The sequence below is a fragment of the Roseburia sp. OM04-10BH genome (assembly GCF_003462605.1).
Classification (GTDB): domain Bacteria; phylum Bacillota; class Clostridia; order Lachnospirales; family Lachnospiraceae; genus Roseburia_C; species Roseburia_C amylophila.
Genome location: NZ_QTZI01000016.1, coordinates 14,382 through 35,310, shown reverse-complemented (window position 1 = coordinate 35,310; position 20,929 = coordinate 14,382). Strand labels below are relative to the sequence as shown.

General features: G+C 43.8%; 26 protein-coding genes and 1 pseudogene. All 27 read right to left on the bottom strand.

All coding sequences use genetic code 11. The annotated features are described in order from the left end of the window. Positions 1–116: 116 nt before the first annotated feature. The 27 genes and pseudogenes from DXB43_RS13585 to DXB43_RS13445 all read right to left on the bottom strand — a co-directional run bounded on the left by DXB43_RS13585 (position 117) and on the right by DXB43_RS13445 (position 20,819). The gene (locus DXB43_RS13585) at positions 117–446 is read right to left on the bottom strand and encodes a winged helix-turn-helix domain-containing protein (protein ID WP_117947817.1); all 330 of its coding nucleotides are present in this window, start codon (positions 444–446) and stop codon (positions 117–119) included. A gap of 69 nt (positions 447–515) precedes the next feature. Continuing rightward, positions 516–1,187: a hypothetical protein gene (locus DXB43_RS13580; protein ID WP_008118594.1), complete on the bottom strand. Its 672-nt coding sequence runs from the start codon at positions 1,185–1,187 to the stop codon at positions 516–518. 12 nt (positions 1,188–1,199) lie between these two features. Then, entirely contained in the window at positions 1,200–1,856 is a 657-nt protein-coding gene (locus DXB43_RS13575) for a hypothetical protein (RefSeq protein ID WP_008118593.1), read from the bottom strand. 16 nt (positions 1,857–1,872) lie between these two features. Next, positions 1,873–2,460 carry a hypothetical protein gene (locus DXB43_RS13570; RefSeq protein WP_243006684.1) on the bottom strand — a complete coding sequence of 196 codons (588 nt, stop codon included), beginning with the start codon at positions 2,458–2,460 and terminating at the stop codon, positions 1,873–1,875. Between the two features lie 470 nt (positions 2,461–2,930). Beyond that, positions 2,931–3,296, bottom strand: a complete 366-nt coding sequence (locus DXB43_RS13565) for a DUF6033 family protein (protein WP_008118586.1) — start codon at positions 3,294–3,296, stop codon at positions 2,931–2,933. A gap of 106 nt (positions 3,297–3,402) precedes the next feature. Further along, on the bottom strand, positions 3,403–4,362 hold the full coding sequence (locus DXB43_RS13560) for a hypothetical protein (RefSeq protein WP_021960360.1): 960 nt from the start codon (positions 4,360–4,362) through the stop codon (positions 3,403–3,405). 439 nt (positions 4,363–4,801) lie between these two features. Continuing rightward, a complete protein-coding gene (locus tag DXB43_RS13555) occupies positions 4,802–5,797 on the bottom strand; it encodes a helicase (protein ID WP_117947815.1) in 996 nt (331 codons plus the stop codon). Further along, positions 5,794–7,797 carry a recombinase family protein gene (locus DXB43_RS13550; RefSeq protein ID WP_117947814.1) on the bottom strand — a complete coding sequence of 668 codons (2,004 nt, stop codon included), beginning with the start codon at positions 7,795–7,797 and terminating at the stop codon, positions 5,794–5,796. The genes DXB43_RS13555 and DXB43_RS13550 overlap by 4 nt, the downstream gene beginning before the upstream one ends. 54 nt (positions 7,798–7,851) lie before the next feature. Then, positions 7,852–8,043 (bottom strand): hypothetical protein, encoded by a 192-nt coding sequence (locus DXB43_RS13545; RefSeq protein WP_002596259.1) that lies wholly within the window; start codon positions 8,041–8,043, stop codon positions 7,852–7,854. A 70-nt stretch (positions 8,044–8,113) separates the two neighbouring features. Beyond that, on the bottom strand, positions 8,114–8,344 hold the full coding sequence (locus tag DXB43_RS13540; RefSeq protein ID WP_002596258.1) for a YdbC family protein: 231 nt from the start codon (positions 8,342–8,344) through the stop codon (positions 8,114–8,116). A gap of 45 nt (positions 8,345–8,389) precedes the next feature. Beyond that, positions 8,390–9,244 carry a ParB/RepB/Spo0J family partition protein gene (locus DXB43_RS13535; protein ID WP_002596257.1) on the bottom strand — a complete coding sequence of 285 codons (855 nt, stop codon included), beginning with the start codon at positions 9,242–9,244 and terminating at the stop codon, positions 8,390–8,392. Between the two features lie 8 nt (positions 9,245–9,252). Next, positions 9,253–10,218, bottom strand: a complete 966-nt coding sequence (gene mobV, locus DXB43_RS13530; RefSeq protein WP_002596256.1) for a MobV family relaxase — start codon at positions 10,216–10,218, stop codon at positions 9,253–9,255. Positions 10,219–10,224: 6 nt separating this feature from the next. Beyond that, a complete protein-coding gene (locus DXB43_RS13525; protein WP_117947813.1) occupies positions 10,225–10,404 on the bottom strand; it encodes a hypothetical protein in 180 nt (59 codons plus the stop codon). 330 nt (positions 10,405–10,734) lie between these two features. Beyond that, positions 10,735–11,766 (bottom strand): AAA family ATPase, encoded by a 1,032-nt coding sequence (locus DXB43_RS13515; protein ID WP_002596255.1) that lies wholly within the window; start codon positions 11,764–11,766, stop codon positions 10,735–10,737. Between the two features lie 155 nt (positions 11,767–11,921). After that, positions 11,922–12,395: an RNA polymerase sigma factor gene (locus tag DXB43_RS13510; protein ID WP_002596254.1), complete on the bottom strand. Its 474-nt coding sequence runs from the start codon at positions 12,393–12,395 to the stop codon at positions 11,922–11,924. Between the two features lie 76 nt (positions 12,396–12,471). Beyond that, positions 12,472–12,903 (bottom strand): sigma-70 family RNA polymerase sigma factor, encoded by a 432-nt coding sequence (locus tag DXB43_RS13505; RefSeq protein ID WP_002596253.1) that lies wholly within the window; start codon positions 12,901–12,903, stop codon positions 12,472–12,474. Between the two features lie 95 nt (positions 12,904–12,998). Beyond that, positions 12,999–13,508, bottom strand: a complete 510-nt coding sequence (locus DXB43_RS13500) for a sigma-70 family RNA polymerase sigma factor (protein WP_442969679.1) — start codon at positions 13,506–13,508, stop codon at positions 12,999–13,001. A gap of 599 nt (positions 13,509–14,107) precedes the next feature. Beyond that, positions 14,108–15,328 (bottom strand): tetracycline efflux MFS transporter Tet(40), encoded by a 1,221-nt coding sequence (tet(40), locus tag DXB43_RS13490; RefSeq protein WP_109215034.1) that lies wholly within the window; start codon positions 15,326–15,328, stop codon positions 14,108–14,110. A 50-nt stretch (positions 15,329–15,378) separates the two neighbouring features. After that, the gene (gene tet(O) / locus DXB43_RS13485) at positions 15,379–17,298 is read right to left on the bottom strand and encodes a tetracycline resistance ribosomal protection protein Tet(O) (RefSeq protein WP_109215033.1); all 1,920 of its coding nucleotides are present in this window, start codon (positions 17,296–17,298) and stop codon (positions 15,379–15,381) included. Between the two features lie 366 nt (positions 17,299–17,664). Continuing rightward, positions 17,665–18,039 (bottom strand): TnpV protein, encoded by a 375-nt coding sequence (locus DXB43_RS13480; protein ID WP_001129922.1) that lies wholly within the window; start codon positions 18,037–18,039, stop codon positions 17,665–17,667. Between the two features lie 54 nt (positions 18,040–18,093). Next, positions 18,094–18,336, bottom strand: a pseudogene (locus DXB43_RS13475) (macro domain-containing protein); the annotation flags it as partial. Further along, the gene (locus DXB43_RS13470) at positions 18,337–18,678 is read right to left on the bottom strand and encodes an arsenate reductase family protein (RefSeq protein ID WP_117918755.1); all 342 of its coding nucleotides are present in this window, start codon (positions 18,676–18,678) and stop codon (positions 18,337–18,339) included. Between the two features lies 1 nt (position 18,679). Continuing rightward, positions 18,680–18,898 carry an aspartate dehydrogenase gene (locus tag DXB43_RS13465; protein WP_117918756.1) on the bottom strand — a complete coding sequence of 73 codons (219 nt, stop codon included), beginning with the start codon at positions 18,896–18,898 and terminating at the stop codon, positions 18,680–18,682. Then, positions 18,885–19,358, bottom strand: a complete 474-nt coding sequence (locus DXB43_RS13460) for a YaiI/YqxD family protein (protein WP_117918759.1) — start codon at positions 19,356–19,358, stop codon at positions 18,885–18,887. The genes DXB43_RS13465 and DXB43_RS13460 overlap by 14 nt, the downstream gene beginning before the upstream one ends. Before the next feature lie 21 nt (positions 19,359–19,379). Further along, complete coding sequence (locus DXB43_RS13455) at positions 19,380–19,751, bottom strand: VOC family protein (RefSeq protein WP_117918761.1); 372 nt, start codon at positions 19,749–19,751, stop codon at positions 19,380–19,382. Further along, the gene (locus DXB43_RS13450) at positions 19,748–20,128 is read right to left on the bottom strand and encodes a DUF4186 domain-containing protein (protein ID WP_117947812.1); all 381 of its coding nucleotides are present in this window, start codon (positions 20,126–20,128) and stop codon (positions 19,748–19,750) included. The genes DXB43_RS13455 and DXB43_RS13450 overlap by 4 nt, the downstream gene beginning before the upstream one ends. Positions 20,129–20,132: 4 nt before the next feature. Then, complete coding sequence (locus DXB43_RS13445; RefSeq protein ID WP_117918765.1) at positions 20,133–20,819, bottom strand: PAS domain-containing protein; 687 nt, start codon at positions 20,817–20,819, stop codon at positions 20,133–20,135. Between the last annotated feature and the right edge of the window lie 110 nt (positions 20,820–20,929).

The following is a 20,929-nucleotide window of genomic DNA, read 5'->3' as shown; positions in this document are numbered from 1 at the left end:
GCCCGTATTCGTTTTGATTTCTGCAATGTACTCCTGTCTCCTTTCTGCACCTGTCACTGTAAATGTTTTTACAAATAAAAAAGACAACCAAGATTTTGTTTCTTAATTGCCTGTTTCTATGCTATTAAATTTTTATTGAACCGATAACCAACTCCCCAAACAGTCTGTATATAGCTTGGCTTGCTAGGATTATCCTCTATCTTCTCCCGAATATTCCGGATATGGCTCATGACGATGTTGTAATCGCCGGAATAGGATTCTTTCCACACAATGTCATAAATCTGTTCCTTACTGAACACTATTCCCGGATGCTTTGCAAAAAGCTTCAAGATTTCAAACTCGGTATATGTAAGCTCTATCTCCTGATTTTCCCGAATGATTACCCGTTGAACCTCATCTATCATAAGACCTTTGAAATTCAACAGATGCTCGTTCATACCTGACATCTGAATGACTTCTTCCTGTTCCTGAAAAATATCTGTTCTGCAATGAACTGTTGGATAAATTAACCCGCATTATTCCACCCTCTCCTGTAAATTACCTAATCTGTTCAGCACTTCATACATCCGGCCATTGCCAAATATATAATTTTGCAAAACAAGCGGCTTCCCCACCTGCCTGCTTTCCCGGTACAGCTTCATATAAGCATCCTTCGCTTGATAAAAGCTGTCTTCCAATTCTTCCATCTCTTTTGTTGGCATTTCAAAAATTTTCCCCTGAATGACCTGCCCCTGGGCTGCTATTCTTGCACAGGATTTCTGCCATGCCGCTTCCTGCTCAAATTGTATATCCAGCCACTCTATCTCATCTTCTTTTGTCAGCGGCGTCCCATCTACCTTATAATACTGTTCATTTTCATAGCGCTGTTCAATTTCAGAATACAGCCTTGCATAACTCAATCCGCAGGCATTTACAACATCAGTATAGTCATACTGCCCTTTTTCTTCCCTAATTTCTTTTAATATTCCGGCTCTCATATCGCTGAACGATGTAACCGAATGCACAACTGTATGCTTAATTTTATCCATTAAATTTTCCCTGTTTTTCGATAATTGAGAAACCTCTAAAATATCCTTATGAAACACTTTCTGGTCTTCATTTTGGCTTTCCTGTTTTCCCAAATATTCCCTATCAAACTTGAAAAAATCCGGCAGATGAATAGGATGACTTAAAAATGTAATTGACATATCTCTTTCTCCTTACTTAAAAGCACTATCCGTAACCGCTTCCGTCATAGCATTTGCTTCATAAGCATTAGACGCTTTTGACAACAGCCTTTCATTGTTCCACGACCGTAATAATCGGCTTCTTTCCTGTTCCTGCTTTGCAATCTTTTCATTCAACATTTCCTGCTGCTGTTTTTTAACCTGCGCCCGTTTTTCCAGATATTCTTCCAAAAGCTCTTTTTGTCTATCTTTCTTGTTGCTTGTCTTTTTATAAAAACTGTTTTGTGAACGAGCATAAAATTCCGATTGATTATTAACACCAGACCATGAATCGCCCCTATAATCTTTAGCAGTAGCTCCTACAGTGAGCACCATAGAAGCTTCCAACGGTGCAAAGGACGAAGTTAAGTCACGTTTAAGTGCTGATAATATCTTTTCCCTGTACTCCGGATCATCTTTCATATTCTTAAATGCTTCCTCTGATATGTTGATAGCCACATTGGTTATAGTTCTATTTCTGGGTATCTTATCAATTTCAGCATAAAATTCCTTTTTGAAAATCGCCATTTCTTCCGCTTCTGATAATTCCTTTGTATTGCCCGTTTCTCCCGTGCTGTTTACGCTCTTTGTACTTTTCGTTGTTGCAACATTGTTCTGATAATAACTCTGTCCTACTCCACTAATAGCCATTTTTAATCCTCCTTTATCAGCACTTTTTCATAATATCCGATAGTATGCTTGTTGCTGTTCCTTGTTTGTAATTTATACTTTTAAAGGCTACCAAAAACTTCTCTTTAGCCTGCTCCATTATTGATACTGCGGTTTTCTGATATTTTGTATCAAACATTTGAGCCTTATCTTGTGTTTTTACTTCATTTTGAGGGCTATTTCTATGGAAATACCATGAACTGCCTGCGTTTTCAAATGCTTTATTGGTTTGTTGACAGGTAATATATCCTTCTAAATTTGCCAGACGCATTTTAAAGGCTTCGTCCAATCCGGCTAAATCTTCGTCAAGTGTCAATGACCTTTTCCCCGTAAGTTCGTAGGAAACTTCACGATCTCCATTTTCATGTTCTTTTACGATTTCATTATAACGGGTTTCATATGTATCCATTATAGATTTCATCACATCTTCAACATTATAATTCCCGTCTTTTAATGTTAGGCTGCTAATATCCCGCATTGCGGTATAGTGTTCCCAAGCAACCTCATTTGTATTTTGTATTGTCAGTTCCCTGACATTGGTATAATCCGAATCGGGTTCAAATTTGCTTGCCATTTCCCGCTGCATATTTCTTCCTGCATCAGAAATAGAAAGATTTGCCTACTGCTTCACCATCTTTGAGATTGCTTCCCTAACAGTTGCTTTTCCCCGTATATAATTTGTAGTCGTTCCCAAATAATCATAATTATGTCCGACTCCATTAATAGCCATTTCCTAATCCTCCATTGTCATCAATTTTTTATATTGCCGCCCCTGCCCCCTTGCAATAAGTCCGGGCAGTCCGCAAAAGCAAAGGTTTATGCGCCTTGCGGAATATGAACAATTTCTCCTTATGCCTTTATATCAAAACTTGCCCCTGTCGGCGCAGATGTACCAGAAACCGCAGCTAAGAGGTTCTGCGTAACACTTTTTACATCAGTGCCAGTAGCTGATATTGTAAACGTTTCATCTTCTGTCAGCTTCTCCAACTGCGCCTTTTTCTCTGCCCGTCTCTTAGCTGCCTTTTCTTCTGAGATTTTTCTTTCCTCACGCTTTTTCTATAATCTTTCTTTTTGTTTCTTTTCCGCATTCAATGTAGTTGAATTTTGTTTTGAACCACTGGTTCTTGTCATACCTCCGCAAGTAACAGAAGCATTCCCATCGGCATCTATTACAGTTGTAACACCATGTATCACTGCATTATCAGCTTTGGCTTGTGCAAACATTCTATTCTGTCCCGGTACTGCACCAGTTAAATTAAACTCTACTTTCTTGGCAAATTCCGGATCATTTGCCATTTTCTTTAGACATTCGCTAGAAAGATTTATTACCACTTTATTTTCATTTCCACTCATAAGACTGCTACCCGTATTAAAAGTAATCTCCGGGAACTTTTTACACAGTTTCTCATAGTATTCCTGCACTTTGTCCTTGCTGTTTGTCTTTACCTCCGTTGCTACATTAGTGTTTCACACTCTTCTACTTCGAGAATTAATTGCTTTTTCATATCCTGTCATAAAACTCGCTATGTTAAACAATTCCACCGTGCTTATATTGCTGTTCCCGAAGCTTATCCAACGATTTTGCTCCATCCGGGCTATACAAATCCAATAATTCCAAAAAATTACCAGACTCCTTACACCCATTCAATATCATACGCATACTATCCGCATCTTTACCGAATAACATACCCAACAGACTCATATCATACTGATTTTGACTATCACTTAATACTCCCTGCTGATGTAAATCCTCCATAAAACCATAAGAACGAACCTCGGAACCTATTCGCATCGCCACATTATATAAATCCGGATCAACAGTATGAAGATAATTTAGGTAGCGTGTCTCAATATTTCTATTGGGCGTGCCGCTCATCATCCAATTTGCTATATCTTCCAAAGATGCACCTATGGCAGCATCATCAATCAAATGCATCTGCCATCTTCCGCTTTCAGTCTTTGTAAAGGTATATTTTCCATCCTCCGAATACAATGTATTTGACCATGAGTTTTTTGGAGCCGCCTGGTCTCTGACAAGCACTTCAAATGCATCCATTGCAACTCTGTCTGGGATACACTTTTTCTCATCTGTTGGTAATTCCATTTTCCCCAATGCTACTGCAGTTTGCACTAGTTCATAATCCGATATGTTTTCTCCATGATAAAAATAAGAATTTTGTTCTTTCAATTTATCAAATGATGCCGGTAGTTTTACTTCTGCCAACTGTTCTTTGGAAACCTCAGTCCAATCTTCTTTTTTCTTACTACCTGCGGTCTGCATCTGCACTCTCGAACCGTTTGTAATCTTTGTACCATATTTTGCATTTACCATATGTTCTGTTATTGTCACATGTGCAAACTGAAATAAACTCCTTTGGTTTCTTGTATTTCCGTAACCTTCAACTTTCACAGCATATGGAAATGATGACTTCGTATTCAAAACAGAGTAAGTACCTGTATAAAATGTATTTGCCGCTTGTATTCTCATAATATAACCTCCAATCCAAACAGAAACAGCGTCTATTTTCACATTCAATCCCTTGAAAACAGACGCCATCCTTAGCTCATAATATTTATCGACATTTATTCATTTTTCTTTACAGAATGGAACGAAACCTGAAATTTGGGCGTGCCTCTTACTATATCTGTAACCCTATAAGTTTTCGATACTCCTTTGCATTTTCACAATCTGATACAATTCCTGATTGCGCATCCAAGCAAAACGGTAACATCTGCCAATCCTCATTGCCACATGCTCCTACCAATAACAATTTTCTGCCATAAATGACCTCCATTTTGTACGATAAAAGGCAGCCACTACTGACTGCCCTTACATCAACTGCTATAACATTTTTAATAATCCTGCTTTTATTCCCAACCCGAATAGTGCTGACAGGTTGGGAATAAAGTTGGGAATAAAACTTTTTTTATAAAATCTGATCTTTCCCCTTTGCCTTATCCACTGCATCCCTTCCTGCAGGTGTCCCAGACACTCTTGCCTTCATTGCTGCGAGCCTTTCTTGCAATGAAGTCCGTTCTGCTGGTCGGTCTGACAGCTTATCATCCGTAACCGTTTTTCCAAGATTACTCTGCTTTGCTGGCATATCAGCAACCTCATCCCCTTTTTTATCCACCGATTTCACATCTTCATGTGTTTTTTCCGGTTCCGTGGCTTCGTCATCCATGCCAATCGCATCATCGCCCTTTTCATCCATGTTAAGCAAGGCATTAAGTTCTGCAAGACGTTCCAGTTTCTCGGAAAGCTCCGCTTCCTGCGGAAATGGCTTGTCTACTTCTGCTTTTGCTGTTTCAAGCTGATGTTCCACATTGGAAAGTTTCGTCTGTGCTTCCTCAAGTTGTGCTGGCATTGCTTCCAGTGCATTGTTGATTCTTGTGATATTTCCGAGCGGATCAGTGCCGACTTCCATCGGATGGCTCATGGCTCCTTTGACATTCATTACAAATTTATTGTTGAAAGAATCAAAAGTTACATTCAGCTTAAATCCAAGATATTCCCCTACATCCGCACTGGCATTGATGCCTTTGATTTCCTTACACATGGCTATGATTGCAGTTCCTGCTTCCTTTTTATCTGTATATGGCTTTCCTCCCACCTGCATGAAAAATTGTTCCTTATCCTCCGGCTTATTTTTCGCATATTTTTCCATATCAGCGGTAAAACCTTCGATACGTTCCTTGAAAATAGCGATCTGATGCGGATAATGCTGTGTGATGTTATCCTCCAGCCTGTATTTCTGACTGGTATGGTTTGCCTTCATCAGTTTCAATTTCGATACCTGAATATCGAGATCCATCTTTTCTTTTATGTAGGGATTACCTGTTGCAAGTGCCTTAACCTCCGCATAGGAAAGTGCCGCTTCGTCCACATCCTCACAGCTTCGCACCGGGGATTTACTGGTCATGATCTGTCCGATAAATTTCTGCTTATTCTCAATGAGCTGCCATGAGTAACTGTCAAATGTACCTTCCGTAACATAACGAAATATCTTGACCTTATCATTCTGGTTGCCCTGTCGTAAGATTCTTCCCTCCTGCTGTTCAATGTCAGTCGGTCATTTTTTGCGGACAGTTCAATACATGCCTGTCTGTTTCGCTCCCTGCTCCTGCGTTTGCTCTCGTTTGATTTCTCCCTCTGTATCTTCTTGGCACAAGCAGGACAATACTTCGATATGCCAGAGCGGGGAACATATTCAACACCGCACACCGTACAATTCTTAGGCTTTAACGCAGTCCACCGCTTTGTCGGTGTGATATGTAATTCACCGACAAAGCCGATGAATTTATAATAAATCTTGATTTCCTGCCGCACCATTCCGTCTGTAAGTTTCTCACGTTCCGAAACAAGTATCTTGTCTATAAGTGCGTTTATGATGGTTGCGTCCAGTTCCTTAATGCCTTGATAGTTGCGGATTAGGGAGAGGAAATCACGGACACCCTGCGTCTTCTCATAGCTGTCGCTGAGCGTTTCCGTTACCTCTTTCAGCCTTGCTTCAATTTCAAGCTGTTCTTTCTGGTATTTTCCCGACATCATCTCAAAATTCCGCTCGGTAATACGCTCCATCACCTTATCTTCATAGAGTGAGGAAAACAGCCTGTCCAGTTCTGCAAGGCGTTTGTTCAGTTTTCTTTGCTCCTTTTCCAGTGCCTTTGCCTTGCTCTGGTCTGTTTCCGTGAGCCGCTTTTCAATCGCCCTCACTGCCTTTTCATCATTGACTGCCATATCCGCAAATCGGTTGATGTCGGTGAGGACAGCGTTGAACAAGTCCCTCGCTTCAATGCTGTGTGCGGTACACATGATATTACCGTATCTGCCATAATTATTGCAGGAATATTGTACGCAGTCGATGATGTCGGGGCGTTTCCTCCTGTTGGCACTCATAGCCCGCATCGCATAGCCGCAGTCCGCACACTTAATAACGCCTGCAAAGATGTTCTCAAAGCCGCCCTTGTTTTCTGGTAATCTGCGGCTTGTAATAAGCTGCTGTACGGTATCAAATTCCTCCTGCGTGACTATCCCCTCATGGGTGTCTGGTATCACTTCCCATTCTTCGGGCAGCTTAGAGGGGCGTTTCTTGCTTTTCATGTTGGCGGCAATCCGCTTGTAGCCTGCAAGGTTTCCCGCATATATCGGGCTTCTTAAAATGCCCCTTACGCTGTTCTCGCTCCAAATATAACGGTTCTCCTCATTCTCCTCAAAATACCTCTCATAGCCTGTTGCCCCCTGCTCCGCCGCATAAGCGGCGGGGCGTAAGATATGCTGTTTGTTGATGTGCTTGCGGATTTTGGCGATTCCGTTGCCCGCTAACGCAAGGTCAAATATTTCCCTTACCACATGGGCAACTTTGTCATCTATCAGCAGATGGTTGTGGTCGGCGGGGTCTTTGACGTAACCGTATGGTGCTGTCGTCCCCATGAATTTCCCCTGCTGAAACCTCGCTCGGTACGCCGATTTTATCTTGACCGACACATCGGCGGAATACATTTCGTTTAGGATGTTGCGGAAAGGCGTGATGTCCATAGCGGATTTATTGAGCGTGTCCACGCCGTCATTGACCGCTATATACCTCACATTATGCTCTGGGAAAAACACTTCCAGATACAGTCCGCAATCAAGATAGTTCCTCCCCAGACGAGATAAATCTTTCGTGATAACGCAGTTTATCAGACCGCTTTCAATGTCCTTAATCATGTTCTGGAAACTTGGTCTTTGGAAATTTGTACCAGAGTAACCGTCGTCCACATACGTTTTTGCTAAGTGCCATCCCTGCTTTTTCACATAATCCGTGAGGATGGATTTCTGTGTCGCAATGCTCGCACTCTCGTTATCCGTGCCATCGTCTTTTGACAAGCGGCAGTACATGCCGACTTCATAAATCTTGTTCTCCATTCTTATTCCTGCCATACTGTAAAACCTCCATATCTGTCCTATCTGTTTTCATGTTCCATTGCGTACATTCTAAGCGGACAGCCCCTCATTGTCGAAGGTGTCGCCCTCGGCAATCTTCTTCCGAATATCCTCGGAAATAATCGGGATAAACGCTTCTGTGACTGTCTGCGTGCCGACATATTCACGGCTGATTATCATCTGAACTGGTGCTTTCGGCACGATACGCTTTCTCTTTTTATCTGCTTTCTTATCCTCGCCCATACTTAAATCTTCCTTTCCAGACAGGGCAGGAGAACGTCTGGAAACGCCCCGCCCTGTCAATCAGATACCATCAATCCCCGCTGTTTACTTCTTTCTGTAATGCTTCAAGGAGTGCTGCTGCTTCATCAGCGTTCAACGTGATACCCTTTCCGCACTTCTCACGGTTCGGGGAAAAGCTGCGGATGTCATATTTCGGCTCTCTTCCGTTCCATGAGATAAGATTGATTTCTTTTGTGTAGCCGCTGTCGCCCTTAGACAATACGGCGATTTCCTTTACAATCTCATACTGGATTTCTTTCATTCTTCATACCTCAATTTTCTGCATTTACCTCCCGAAAAGAGAAGATTAGCGGCTGTCCCTGCCCCGTTTCCTCTGCAATTCACGCTCCAAAAGTTTAATGATGGTTTCCTCCATCTGCTTCGGCGTTGTGTTCTTCGGAAAATACTTTTTCAGCTTGCTTGTGTTGATTTTCAAGGTTTCTTTCTGGTTTCCCTTTTCCTCCGTCATAATTGCAAATATCGTATCCATGTCAAGCCGCCCGCTCTGGCTTAGGCTTTTCATCCGCTGTGCCTGTGAGAGTGAGGGCGTTGCTTCTTCGCTCTCCATCGTGGCAAAGAGGTTTTCCTGCTCGTCTTTCTTCAAAAAGGACAGTTCCACCGCAGGCGTGAGGGCGATTTTCCCCTCGTCCACCATCCGCAAAATCGGCGGTATCAGTTCCGTCAAACGGATAAATCTTTGTACGGTCATCCTGCCTACGCCGAAGCCCTGTGCCACCTTGTCGTCCGTCCGCAACTTCGTCACAACTTGTGACGAGGTTAAGTCTGTGCGGAAACCCTGCCGCTTCATGGCTTCGGATTTCATCTTGTAGGCAAACGCCCGCTCTGATGGCAGGATATTCTCACGCTGTAAATTACTGTCTACAAGGGTGATGATGGCTCGGTCACGGTCTAAGGGCAGGACAAACGCAGGCACGGTATTTATCCCTGCAAGTTCAGACGCACGGACACGCCGCTGCCCTGCAATCACTTCATAGCCGTTCCCGTCCTCTTTCGGGCGTGTGATTATCGGCGTGACAATGCCAAATTCCTTGATGCTTTCCGCTAATTCTGACAGCGTTTCATCCTCTGCCACATGAAACGGATTGTCGGGAAACGGGTACAAGTCTTTGGTCTTTAACACCTTAAAATCCTGTTTCTTCATTCACATATCTACCTTTCTTTCGCTCTGCTTTTATGGTTTTTCTGCAATTCTTCCAACACTTCGGGCGGTATCTTTGAGAGCAGCCGCCCCATCTGCTCGTTGGTTCTCTGCAACTCAAATATCTTCTGGTTCGCTTTCTGCACCTTTAGTTCCTGCTCATACTTTTCATCACGCATACGCCCCGCATAGTCTGATTCCTGCCCGATTTGCTCCTTTAGGCTATTGATATAGGCACTCTGCTTACTGATTTCCTTTGAGAATTTCTCCACGTCTGGGAGCCATGCCGCAATCAGTTCCAGAGCCTTGTCACGCTTCTTCCCTGCATTAAAGGCGTTGATGTCGGACAGTGCAGACACAATTTCCTCATACTGTTTATCAAGCCTGCCGCCCAACTTATAGAGCCATGTGGGGACATGTTTCCGCTTCGTTTCCATTGAGGACTGACCTCTTTCAAGCTGATTCCACCGTGAGGACATCCGCTCATGGTAGGCGGTCTGCCATTCGGACAGGCTCTTTTGATTGCCTAAAATTGTTTTGGCAGACAGCTTATTGTCTGGTGTAATCGGCACAAAACAGAGGTGCATATGCGGCGTTCTCTCGTCCATGTGGACGACTGCGGAGAGGATATTTTTCTCCCCGACACGCTCTGAAATGAAATCCAGAGCCATCGTAAAATACGCTTTCTGTTCTTTGGGCGGCAGGCTGTTCATAAATTCTGGCGAAGCCGTGATAAGCGTTTCCACCATCATCACGCTATCTTTCCTCGTCCTGCACCCTGCTTCGGCTACCATGCGGTTAATCTCTTTCTTGTAGGTGTACCTCGGCGGATTCACAAGATGGTAGTTATCTTTCGAGCGTTCCATATCTATATCTGGATTGCTTTTATAGGCTTCTTTTTTACGCTCGTTGTGGCGTTCGCAAGCCGCAACGCCGCCCGCTTTGCGTTTCTGGAAACGCAGGATTGCATAGGGCATAATTCATCATCTTCCTTTCTTCGGCGGGTAAACTGCCCTTTGGGTGACAGCGGTGACGGCGGTGACAGCGATATTGGGATACCCCCTACCGACTGCCTCAACTGTCACCCTTATTCCCTGCATGACGGTCATGTCGATGATGACGGTGTTTTTGGAATACCCCCTCGCAAGAGCCGTCACCGTCATGCTGCCATTCTTTTATCCGAAGCGTGGAGCGTAGGATAAGCAGGGCGTAAGACCTGCCATAAGGGAGTCCAGAGGGAACGTCTGGCACACGACTTTGCAGGGCAAAGTGTAGTGTGTTACACCCTGTAAACGCAGTCGGAAAAATCGGAAGGATTTTTCTGACCGCAGGGGTGGTTTTACACGCCGAAAAGGGCGGGTAAATCCTACGCCTGCACTTTGCGTTTACGGGGTGTTCTCCCGCAGGGATGACAGCGGCAGGGTATCCTAAAATCACTGTCACCGCCGTCACCGCTGTCACCCGCAGGGCAGAGTCGCCAGCTTTACACGGCTTTAAGCGTCAATGACAGTAACAGGGGGTATCCCAATATCGCTGTCACCACCGTCACCGCTGTCACCCGCCCGCTTTGCAAGCGAAATCTGCCTGCCGTGTTTTTTGCGGCTGTACTGATAAACGATATGGTTCTCATTTAAAAATGTGGTGCGGTATTCATTGAGCCATTTCGTAATCACCGTGGGTATGGTTTCCGTTTCCCTCATAGCGGCTAACAGCTCCGTTGCCGTGCCTGCCCATTCTTCCTTATCCCTCATAAAATCCACCAACCGAAAAAGGACGTCTGGTATCGTTTCTTTCGCAAGCTGCTCCTGCGTTTTTCTCTCCACAAGTTCCCAACTGCAATCACGGAAACGCAGCGTGTATTCCTGATAGGGCGTGTCCCTGCCCGTCACATACAGCTTGGCGGTGTCGGATGCCCGTTTCTCCTTTTCCAGAACAAAGGTAGCGTCCGCACTCCCCGTTAAGCCTGTCGTCCCAGACACCTTGTTGAACACATCGCTGTCATTCTGCTTTCGGATGTGGTGTACGACAATGACCGCCAATGAATGCCTGTCGGCAAAGTCTTTGATTAGTGAGATGTCCCCATAGTCGCTTGCGTAGGCATTGTCTTTTGAAGCTGTACGGACTTTCTGCAAAGTGTCAATGACAATAAGCCTGCTGTTTGGGTAATCTTTCAGATAATCTTCAAGCTGCACGATAAGACCGTCTGACAGCTTGCAGCTTGCCACGGCAAAGTGAAGCCGCCTGCTCGCTTCGTTCGTCAATCGGAACAGCCTGTCCTGTATACGGCAGAACGTGTCCTCAAGGCAGAGGTAAAGCACGTCGCCCTCCATTGTCGGCATATCCCACAAGGGAAGTCCCTGCGACACGCATAAACATAGCTTCAGCATGAGCCAGCTCTTTCCTATCTTCTGTGAGCCGCAGAACAGCGACAAGCCTGTGGGGATAAGGCTGTCCACCACAAAGGACGGCTTCTCAAGCGGTTCATAAAGGAGCGTTTCGGCGTTGACTGTCTGTAACTTCTGCATGGCTTTCCTCCTTTCGGGCGGTGTTTTTGTTTTCGTTGCACATAGGCGTTGACCTCCTTAAAAATAGATTTACTCCCACGAAGAAAAAGTGAGAGTATGTAATGCCGCCAATCCCACACAAATAAAAAACAGATTTCTTTTTCGGGCGGTGTCGGTCACGGTTGGAGATACTTCCTCATTTCCGCCTTTACTTTCTCCTTTGCAATCGCAACAGATTTCTGTATTGCCGAAGCGGTGCAATGCTCCATAGCGGCGATTTGGTAAAAATTGAACTCATACTCGTAGTAGAGCAGGAAACGCCGCCTTTGTATCTCTGGCAGTCCGTCAACCGCCTTACAGAGCAGTTCTGCCCGTTCTGCCTCAATCATTTGTTCCTCTATGCTCTTAGGCAGCTTCAACGCCCGCCTGTTCAGCGTTTCGTCCCATACTTCCGAAAACTCCCTGTGCCGCTCGTCCCATTGGAGGAGATTCCTGTTCCTGCGTTCCATCTGCCGAAACTCCATAAAGAACTGTTCCGACACTTCCAACTCGTGGGATTTGCCCTGCCCGTCCTTAAAGCTGATAAAATACCTTGTGCCGCTTTCCGTGGATTCCTCCCGAAGCGTGTACGCCTTAACTCTGTATGCCATCCCGCTTGCCTCCTGCAAAAAATAAGTGAGGGGATTTCCATCCCTCACCCAGTAGCCCGCAGGACGGCAGGCTGTTTTAGACGCTATAAAATTTTCGTAGCTTCTTCCGCAGATGGTCTAACCTCGCATAGATGGCACCAGTCGTCAAATGCACGAGCGGGGCAATCTCCTTTGTGGAATACCCCTGCATTTTCAGCAGGACGATTTTCAAGGTACGCCCGTCCACCGCGACTAATACTTGATAGAGATTTTCGCTCTCAATCTCGTCCAGTAACTCCGCAACCGTACCCACTTCCGTCTGCCGCTCCCTGTCTGCCATGTCCTCAAGGTATTCCGCAATGTCATTCGTCCATCGGTAAAACCGCCTGTTGGAATTGAAGTCTGCCCTGTCCGCAATGCGTATCTGCTCAATGGTCGCTTCATCAACGCCGCACTCACGCAGCAGCTTTTCCTCCGCTTCTTTCCAGATACGCCATTTCCTGTCCTCCCGTCCGTGGTTATATGCCATGCTTCTTTTCCTCCAATCAGAATTGATTGAGAGGGCAGAGAAAAACCCCCTCATTTTCCCAAAGGAAAAAACAAGGGGGCTGAACGCCTTAAATTTTAATTTTCTATTATCTTTCTTAGTTTTCTTAGGATTCTGGCTTTGCGTTTGTTCACAACGCTCTGGGTTATGCCGAACCTCGCCCCGACTTCACGCTCAGAAAGTCCGTCAAAAAAGATTGCCTGTATCAATTCCTGTTCACTATCCGACAGCAAAGGCAGGGCGGCTTTCAGCCTGTCCACCATAACCGCATTGACAACGGTTTCCGCAATGTCTGCCGCTTCATCAGCGATAAAGTCTAAAGGCTTCCCCTCGCTGTCCGTAAATCCATCCAGAGAAAGCAGGCTGTTCTTCGTATCTAATTTTTTCAGATAACGCCACCGTTCCTTATCTCGGTAGAAGTCCGTGTATTGCTCCCTCACGACTTCAAGCAGACAGCCTTGAATGGGGATAAACAGCTTGTCCATATAGGTCTGGTCGGATTCCCTGCAACGGCAGAACTCCGTGTAGGATAATTCCACATAGCCGCCACTTTCTCTGATATATACCTTTCTTGGTGCATATTTCACCATAAATACCTCCCATCTGAATTTTTGAAATGTAAAAAATCCAGATGGAGAGGCGGAGAACGACACCGCATATCAGAAACAGCCCTACGGCACTTTCCAACAAAAATCGACAAAAGAAAAACCGCAAAGGCTCTGTGACCTTTACGGTTATAGGAAATAGTAATTCTATTGTATGGAGATTGTACTTCTACTTTCAAGGTGAGAAGTACCGTTGCACTGGCAGAAATTTTTTTAACTGGTTTCCTGCCGTTCTCTGATATGCTATGTATTGATAAATTTTGCTTCGTATGAGCAGATAGATAACTGCCCGAAAAAAGGACATAAAAAAATCCCTCCAAATTTAAAAACAAATTCAGAGGGTAATTTAGGGTATAACAAAATAACCCACCCGAATATCGTTTTTTTTATTTGGTGAGTTTGTTCTTTCAAATACGAAACAAATGCTCATGTACGGTAAAGTATCACAAGAAAATTATGTCGAATTGACAGCCGCCTCCGCTATACCGAATAAGGAAATAAAGAGTCCTCAAATTTTGCGCTACTAAATGAAGACGAGCGGAAGTAATCTCCCGCTCGTCAGTAAACTTAACTATGCCATATCAATCCCGCTTCTTTCCCGCCACCGGCACTAAGAACAGCGCGGGCAACAGCAGGAAAGCGGTACAGACCAGCCCCCAGGGTATGGACACCTGCTGGGCTACCAGCCCCACAATAGGCCCGCCGATGATCTGCCCGAAAGAGTCCAGCTGTCCGCTGGTGGAAAAGACTGTGGCGCGCATTTTCTCATCCACTTGGTCGTTCATCCAGGCGGCCAGCACAGGCTCCTTGATGGTGCGCATAAGCCCCGCCAGCAGGAACACCAACAACATGAACCAAAAGCTCCGCCCCACCGCGAAGAGAACCAGGAACAGGATATACCCGGCGCTGGTGGACATGACCACACTGGTTCGGCTGACAGTCCCTTTTTTCTCCATGCGGGCGATGAGCAACTGAGAAGCCAGAATACCTAAGCCGTTGCCGATAAGACTGATAACACCGAACCAAGTGACGCTGTTCAGCGGCCCGATAACGGGTATTACCGTGTCATCCAGAAAATGAGCGGTGGAGAGCCGGTCAAAGCCTTCACTGGCAAGTCCCCCGCATAGTGTGATTGCTAAGAGCGCCAGCAACACAGGTGCGCCTTTCACAAAGCCCAGGTTGAGCTTGAACAGGCAGACAAAGTCTTTAAGCAAGCCCTGCCGTTCCTCAATAGCAGGGGAGAAGTTGGTTTCTGGCATGATGCGAACCATCACCAGCCCCAACAACAAGCACAAACTGCCCCCCAAGATGAGAGGCATTTGCAGGTTTATGTTTCCCAGCAGTGTGCCCAGCACCACGCCCAGAACGCCGCCGATTTGCCCCATTTGACTGCCCCGCAGGAACACCTTGTCTATGGGTTTGTCCTCTTCCTCCGAGGCAATCCACGCCTCCAGAGCGCCGGTGATGAAGGTATCACCGCAACCCCAGACAACCTGGGCCAGCAGAACCGGCGCGAACCACGGTAGCGCACCCTCCATCAGAAAGCCCAGGCCGTAGAGGAACATTCCAATCAGCACCGAGCGCCGACGGCTATACAAATCCGCCACCACACCGGTGGGCATCTCGAACAGAAAGCAGGAGGTCTCCTGAACCGTCCCTACCAGGACAAGCTGGAAAGCATCCAGCTGCACCACCTCCAGGTGGTACACGATGGAAAGCACTGTGGACATAGAAACCGCCAGGGAACAGACAAATCGGAACAGCAGGTAGACAGAATATGCCTTTGAATTTTTAGCAAACATGAAGTTACATTCTCCTTTCAAATCTCATTTTATATGACTTTTGCAAGCTGTTAAGCTAACTTGTGGAACATATGCCGAACCTTATCTATACGGCTATTCGGGCGGCGGGGTTGGCAAATAAATTTACCAATAGCTGGCTGGTATCCTTTTAACTCTGTCAAGCAGACTCCCTGCCCATTTGTGAAATAAGTTAAATCGTTCCTGTATTCTTGAATACATCTAGCAGGGATTTCTCCTTTCAGAATGACCTCGTCATTCTTTATCTGAGTACTTACAATATCTGCACAATACCTTGGAGCATCATGATACGCCCGTGAGAGATATTCCTGCGGTGCATAAATTTCAAAGTGGAGATATGGCTCTAATAGTTCTGTCCCTGCTTTTTTTAAAGCCTGCTCCAATACGATAGGGGAAAGCAGCCGAAAGTCTGCGGGGGTACTTACAGGACTATAATACAATCCATATTCAAAACAGATTTTACAGTCTGTCACTTTCCATCCATACAGCCCCTGCTCGCAGCCATAAAGAACCCCCTCCATAACCGCATTTTGGAACGATTGATTTAAATATCCAAGTGAAACTCTGCTTTCATACTGCACTCCGCTTCCAATAGGGAGCGGCTCTATGGACAACCCGACAGAAGCCCAGAAAGGATTTGGCGGGACTTCTATGTGGATGGTATATTCTGCTTTTCTAAGCGGTCTTTCCATATATATAACAGTAGGCTCTTTTATTTCTGCCTCCACATGATATTTTTCCTCAAGGATGGCACAAATGACTTCCATCTGCACATTCCCCAAAAAAGATAACATAATCTCATGGGTAACAGTATCAATGTCAAAATGCAAAAGAGGGTCTGTATCAGCAATCTCTGCGAGGGCATTTAACAGGGCTTCCCTTTGCTCCGGCTTTTGCGGCTCTACCGTTGTCCGAAGTAATGGCATGGGATTATCAATCCGTGTTTTGTGAGGCAGGAGTTTTTCATTTCCCAGGATATCGTTCAGTTTCAAAGTATCATCAGCTAAAATAACAATTTCTCCCGGACAGGCATGGTCAGCCGGGACGATTTCACCGTTTGTCGGAACACACATCTCTGTGATTTTTATTTTCTCTTTTTCAGATATTCTAATAACATCCCTCAAATGCAATGTTCCGCTATATATACGCACATAAACAAAACGCCGCCTTTTCTCTGAATATTCAATCTTAAAAACCTGCCCGCATAGTTCAGATTGACCTTCAGGCGTTGATGAATAAAATTTACTGGCAATTACTTCTATAAGCTGCCGAATCCCCAGATTGTTTTTAGCGCTTCCGTGATAAACGGGAAATAACGTTCCGTTTTGGAATCTCCTGTTTTCTTCCTGTTCCAGTTCTGACATTTTAAACGGTTTCCCTGACATATATTTCTCTAATAGTTCATCGTTTCCCATAATTACCGCATCCCACTGTTCCATATCGTCATTGTCCGTTACATTTATATGGGGATGCTGCCCAACCTTTTGCTTCACTATAATTTCCGAAGAAAGCTTTGCTTTCATTTCCCGATATACCATTGGCAAATCAATCCCCTCTTGGTCAATTTTATTGATGAAAAAAATTGTCGGAATCTTCATTATCTGTAGTGCATGAAACAGTATACGGGTCTGTGCCTGTATGCCATCCTTTGCAGAAACTAATAATACTGCTCCGTCTAATACGGATAAAGAACGGTATACTTCCGCCAAAAAATCCATATGGCCTGGCGTATCTATAATGTTGACTTTTACATCCTCCCACTGAAAAGATGTCACTGCTGTCTGGATAGTGATTCCCCTTTGACGCTCCAAATTCATTGTATCTGTCCTTGTTGTGCCTTCATCTACGCTCCCTAGTTCTGCAATTGCACCACTGGTATACAATAAACTTTCCGTTAATGTTGTCTTTCCTGCGTCAACGTGAGCCAGAATGCCTAAGTTAATTATTTTCATGTGATTTTCCTCCTATCAACACCCAAAAAAGGGCATAAAAATACCCAGTGATAAATACTCCTATCACTGGGTAAATAACTCCAATAGCCCCAAAACACTTATATGTTTTCGGGCATATAAAATTACATGATAAAAGTATTCTTAAACTGGGTACAAAAAACTAAGCCCCATATTAAAAGTGAAACGGGACTGCTACTTTTTGTTCCCACTATCAAATTGACAGTTTATTTAAGAATACCTTGCCGCATATTTATTAACTCCTTGTATAATACTGAATCTAATTATATTCCTTAACCCTTTATTTGTCAAGCTGACAAACTAAAGCAGAAAAAGCGGCAGGATTTCCCCCTGCCACTAATCATCTGTTTATGCAAAAATAATTTCCTTTTCCACAATCTCCCTCGCACAAGCCCTTATGTTATTGAGGCATCCTGTCCATTCTAAGGCGTTTTCTGCCTTTAGCTGTTCCGTTATGCCCTGTGCCTGTTTCATACCCTCTATGAGCCTTTCAAAGCGTTCCTGTGCCTGTCTGTTGATGTCGGCAAGGTAGGCGTTTAGCCTGCCGCTTGTAAGAAGATTGGTGTATGTAACTTTACGGTACTGTTTTAGATAATCTAAATGCCGTTGCCCCCAGATGCCTATTGCCTGTTCTTCTTCGGCGGGTACAGTTAAGCACGGTATCAAATAATCCCCTTGCCTTTCGTATTTGCCGCCCAGTTCCTCAAATAATGATTTTGCCATTGTCTGTTACCTCCACATTCTTTTTTATTTTGAATGTCCGCAAAATCCGTCCTACATCGGTCCTACAGTATGTATCACATAATCACATGACAGATTATATCCTTTTGTTATCTTTGCTTCTCCAGTCTCACATCCGTGTAGTGTCCTGCACTCCGCCAGAAGCTCCGGTCCTGCTGCTCTATGAATTGCACCATCTACACCGCCTCCGCCAAGAAGAGAGTTATTTGCTGCATTCACAATTGCCTGCACATCTGTTACTTTTGTTATATCTCCCATTAAAGTCTTAATTAAGTACATTTAGTTCCATCCTTTCCAGATATCCGGCTGATAACCAAATGTTGATTGCTTTCCGTTTCTTACTACTGGTGTTTTAATTACTTGTGGATTCTCAAGCACTTTTTCAAGCTTATCTTCATCTGCGATATACTTAATAAGAGCAAGTAAATCTTTGTCCTTACCATCCCAGTTAACCATATTTTCTAATCCACCATTTGCCTGAGCTACTGAATTAAATTCTCCTTTGCTCATACCTTTTTCTTTCATATCAATGAACTGATACTTTATGCCCCGCTCCTTGAAAAAACGCTCCGCCTTCTTAGTATCATTGCATTTCTTTGTTCCAAATATCTGTATATTCATATCAGTATTCCTTTTCTATCTCTCCATCTATTCCATACATTTTCTTGAATGCATCAAGGTCTGCCTGGTTCTTAATCAGCATAACCTCTTCTATTTTACCTGTATGAATATCCTTAAAACCTGCAACTTGTTCACCATTACATATGCTGGCCTTAATTACCGGTTTCTTATTTTCCTTATCATATGTCTTTGTAACTGTCTTTTTCCTAAATAGTCCCACTTTGAGCACCTTCTTTTGACTTTGCCATCAGTATAAGTTTTTCAAAGGACTGTGCAAAGCGTACATCATCTTCTTCCGTATGCTTTCTCGGTCCTTTCATATGATTCTTATGAGAGCTGCGTCTTGCCTTCTTGTTAAGATGTCGCTCCATAAGCATCTGATCTATGTTCTCATTCGTGTACCACTTGCCTGATTGGTGAATAACATATGCACCTTTCCCAAGTGCCATTGCAGCGACACCATAATCCTGCGATACTACTACATCCCCTTTATGACATATGCTAATTAGTTTATAATCTACTGCATCTGCTCCTGCGCCTACCACAATCACCTCACTGTAATCAGAATACAAAATATGATTCGTATCACACAGCAATGTGATGGAAATATTGTATTTCTCTGCTATTGTCTCAACAATGTCCACTGCCGGACACGCATCCGCATCTACAAATATCTGCATTTTTTCTCAAATCCGCTTTCTTCAGTTGTGGCTAACTGGTGTTCGTACTTCTATAAGATTTCCTGATGGATCATAAAATCTTACAAGCTTCTGTCCACATTCAAGTTCCATTAAATCCGTAACATAACTTACAACATACTTGCCAGACTCCAGTTTTTCAATAATACCTTCTATATCATTATCTTCAAAATAAAGTTCTGTCATATTGTTATGTGGAGTTGTATGTATTTTTGTACTATCATACCATACATCTACATCCTGCAATACAAGCCCCTCTGACATTATCACATTACCTTCCTGCCTTGTAATCACACGCAGTCCAAACAGTTCTTCATAAAAATCAATTGATTCGTCAATGTTATCAACAATAATCAATACATTTTTCAAACTCATATTTTATGTTCCTGCCTCTCCATTTCTTTTTGAATCCATGTCATAATTACATCTACAAGATAATCCTGCTGCACCTGACTTAGTTCCTTGCCAGGCTGCATTTTATGCCACTTTCGGATGCACTCCCTGCAGCATGTTGCTGTAGCGTGCTGAGCAATAAATACTGGATGTCCACGCATTGGTGTCTGTTTGCCATCATTTGCTATATATGCCGGAGCTTCTCTCTTTGCAATAAAATCCTTTGCATGTTGTCTTATTGTATCAAGACCTTTTTCATTTATGTAATCAATATCTTTCTGCTTCAGATGGAAACTGCTTCTGAACTTGGAATTATCCAGTCTCTCAAATAACTGCTTGTACCATTCATCCTTAGTCATATCATCACCACAAATCGTATGGTTTCATGGTTTCTGAATTTCGATACTCATGTTTCTCATAATATCCTATCAGATTACCCTCATCTCTGAGTGCCACCATGTAAACATCTTTATTCTGTTTCTCATTATGAAAAGTATAAACGATATTATGTCTTTCATCTGCTGCAAACCAGTCCACTACCTGCTGTATTCTATCTCTTGATTCCGGATTATGGCAGTCTAACAGGCTTCTTCCGATAAGTTTGTCGCCTCCTCGCTTCGCATAGCTGGTAACAGCTGCCGGATTCATGTAGATAATCTCATGTTTGAGATTGCATATAACAACGGATGCCCTGTCCTGATCAACAATGCTCTTATAAAAGCTGACATATGATTTAAACTCAATCAACTTTTCACTATCAAGCCTCTTCTGAAGTTGTGGTTTCTTTCTTCGATAATAATCGTATATCTCTCCATCTGGTATCCAGATTTGTGCCTCATTTATCTTATCAAGTACAGCTTCAACAATCTGTTCATCAGCTAATGAATCCGGGGCTTTTTCATGTTCTGCTACATATTTTTTATATTCTTCATACACCCAGCCTGTAATCTTATCCTTCTGTTTCATCTTGAGATTACTAAACTTCTTGTTCATCTGTAAAAGCTGACCATCTATCTTTTTATGTGTTTTTGTCTTTTTACTTTTTGCCAAATTTCTCCCACCTTTATATAATTAATAACTTTTGCTAGTATAGCGCATGTTTCGCATTTATCTTTTCACATTATAACATCTATCAAATTGATCCGCACTAAAAAAGGACG

Bases quoted from the DNA above. Each gene is read 5' to 3' on its own strand.
- DXB43_RS13585 (WP_117947817.1), bottom strand. From the start codon at position 446: ATGTCAGGTATGAACGAGCATCTGTTGAATTTCAAAGGTCTTATGATA.
- DXB43_RS13580 (WP_008118594.1), bottom strand. From the start codon at position 1,187: ATGTCAATTACATTTTTAAGTCATCCTATTCATCTGCCGGATTTTTTC.
- DXB43_RS13575 (WP_008118593.1), bottom strand. From the start codon at position 1,856: ATGGCTATTAGTGGAGTAGGACAGAGTTATTATCAGAACAATGTTGCA.
- DXB43_RS13570 (WP_243006684.1), bottom strand. From the start codon at position 2,460: ATGCAGCGGGAAATGGCAAGCAAATTTGAACCCGATTCGGATTATACC.
- DXB43_RS13560 (WP_021960360.1), bottom strand. From the start codon at position 4,362: ATGAGAATACAAGCGGCAAATACATTTTATACAGGTACTTACTCTGTT.
- DXB43_RS13555 (WP_117947815.1), bottom strand. From the start codon at position 5,797: ATGACCAGTAAATCCCCGGTGCGAAGCTGTGAGGATGTGGACGAAGCG.
- DXB43_RS13550 (WP_117947814.1), bottom strand. From the start codon at position 7,797: ATGGCAGGAATAAGAATGGAGAACAAGATTTATGAAGTCGGCATGTAC.
- DXB43_RS13545 (WP_002596259.1), bottom strand. From the start codon at position 8,043: ATGGGCGAGGATAAGAAAGCAGATAAAAAGAGAAAGCGTATCGTGCCG.
- DXB43_RS13540 (WP_002596258.1), bottom strand. From the start codon at position 8,344: ATGAAAGAAATCCAGTATGAGATTGTAAAGGAAATCGCCGTATTGTCT.
- DXB43_RS13535 (WP_002596257.1), bottom strand. From the start codon at position 9,244: ATGAAGAAACAGGATTTTAAGGTGTTAAAGACCAAAGACTTGTACCCG.
- mobV (WP_002596256.1), bottom strand. From the start codon at position 10,218: ATGCCCTATGCAATCCTGCGTTTCCAGAAACGCAAAGCGGGCGGCGTT.
- DXB43_RS13525 (WP_117947813.1), bottom strand. From the start codon at position 10,404: ATGACGGTGACGGCTCTTGCGAGGGGGTATTCCAAAAACACCGTCATC.
- DXB43_RS13515 (WP_002596255.1), bottom strand. From the start codon at position 11,766: ATGCAGAAGTTACAGACAGTCAACGCCGAAACGCTCCTTTATGAACCG.
- DXB43_RS13510 (WP_002596254.1), bottom strand. From the start codon at position 12,395: ATGGCATACAGAGTTAAGGCGTACACGCTTCGGGAGGAATCCACGGAA.
- DXB43_RS13505 (WP_002596253.1), bottom strand. From the start codon at position 12,903: ATGGCATATAACCACGGACGGGAGGACAGGAAATGGCGTATCTGGAAA.
- DXB43_RS13480 (WP_001129922.1), bottom strand. From the start codon at position 18,039: ATGGCAAAATCATTATTTGAGGAACTGGGCGGCAAATACGAAAGGCAA.
- DXB43_RS13470 (WP_117918755.1), bottom strand. From the start codon at position 18,678: ATGAATATACAGATATTTGGAACAAAGAAATGCAATGATACTAAGAAG.
- DXB43_RS13460 (WP_117918759.1), bottom strand. From the start codon at position 19,358: ATGCAGATATTTGTAGATGCGGATGCGTGTCCGGCAGTGGACATTGTT.
- DXB43_RS13455 (WP_117918761.1), bottom strand. From the start codon at position 19,751: ATGAGTTTGAAAAATGTATTGATTATTGTTGATAACATTGACGAATCA.
- DXB43_RS13450 (WP_117947812.1), bottom strand. From the start codon at position 20,128: ATGACTAAGGATGAATGGTACAAGCAGTTATTTGAGAGACTGGATAAT.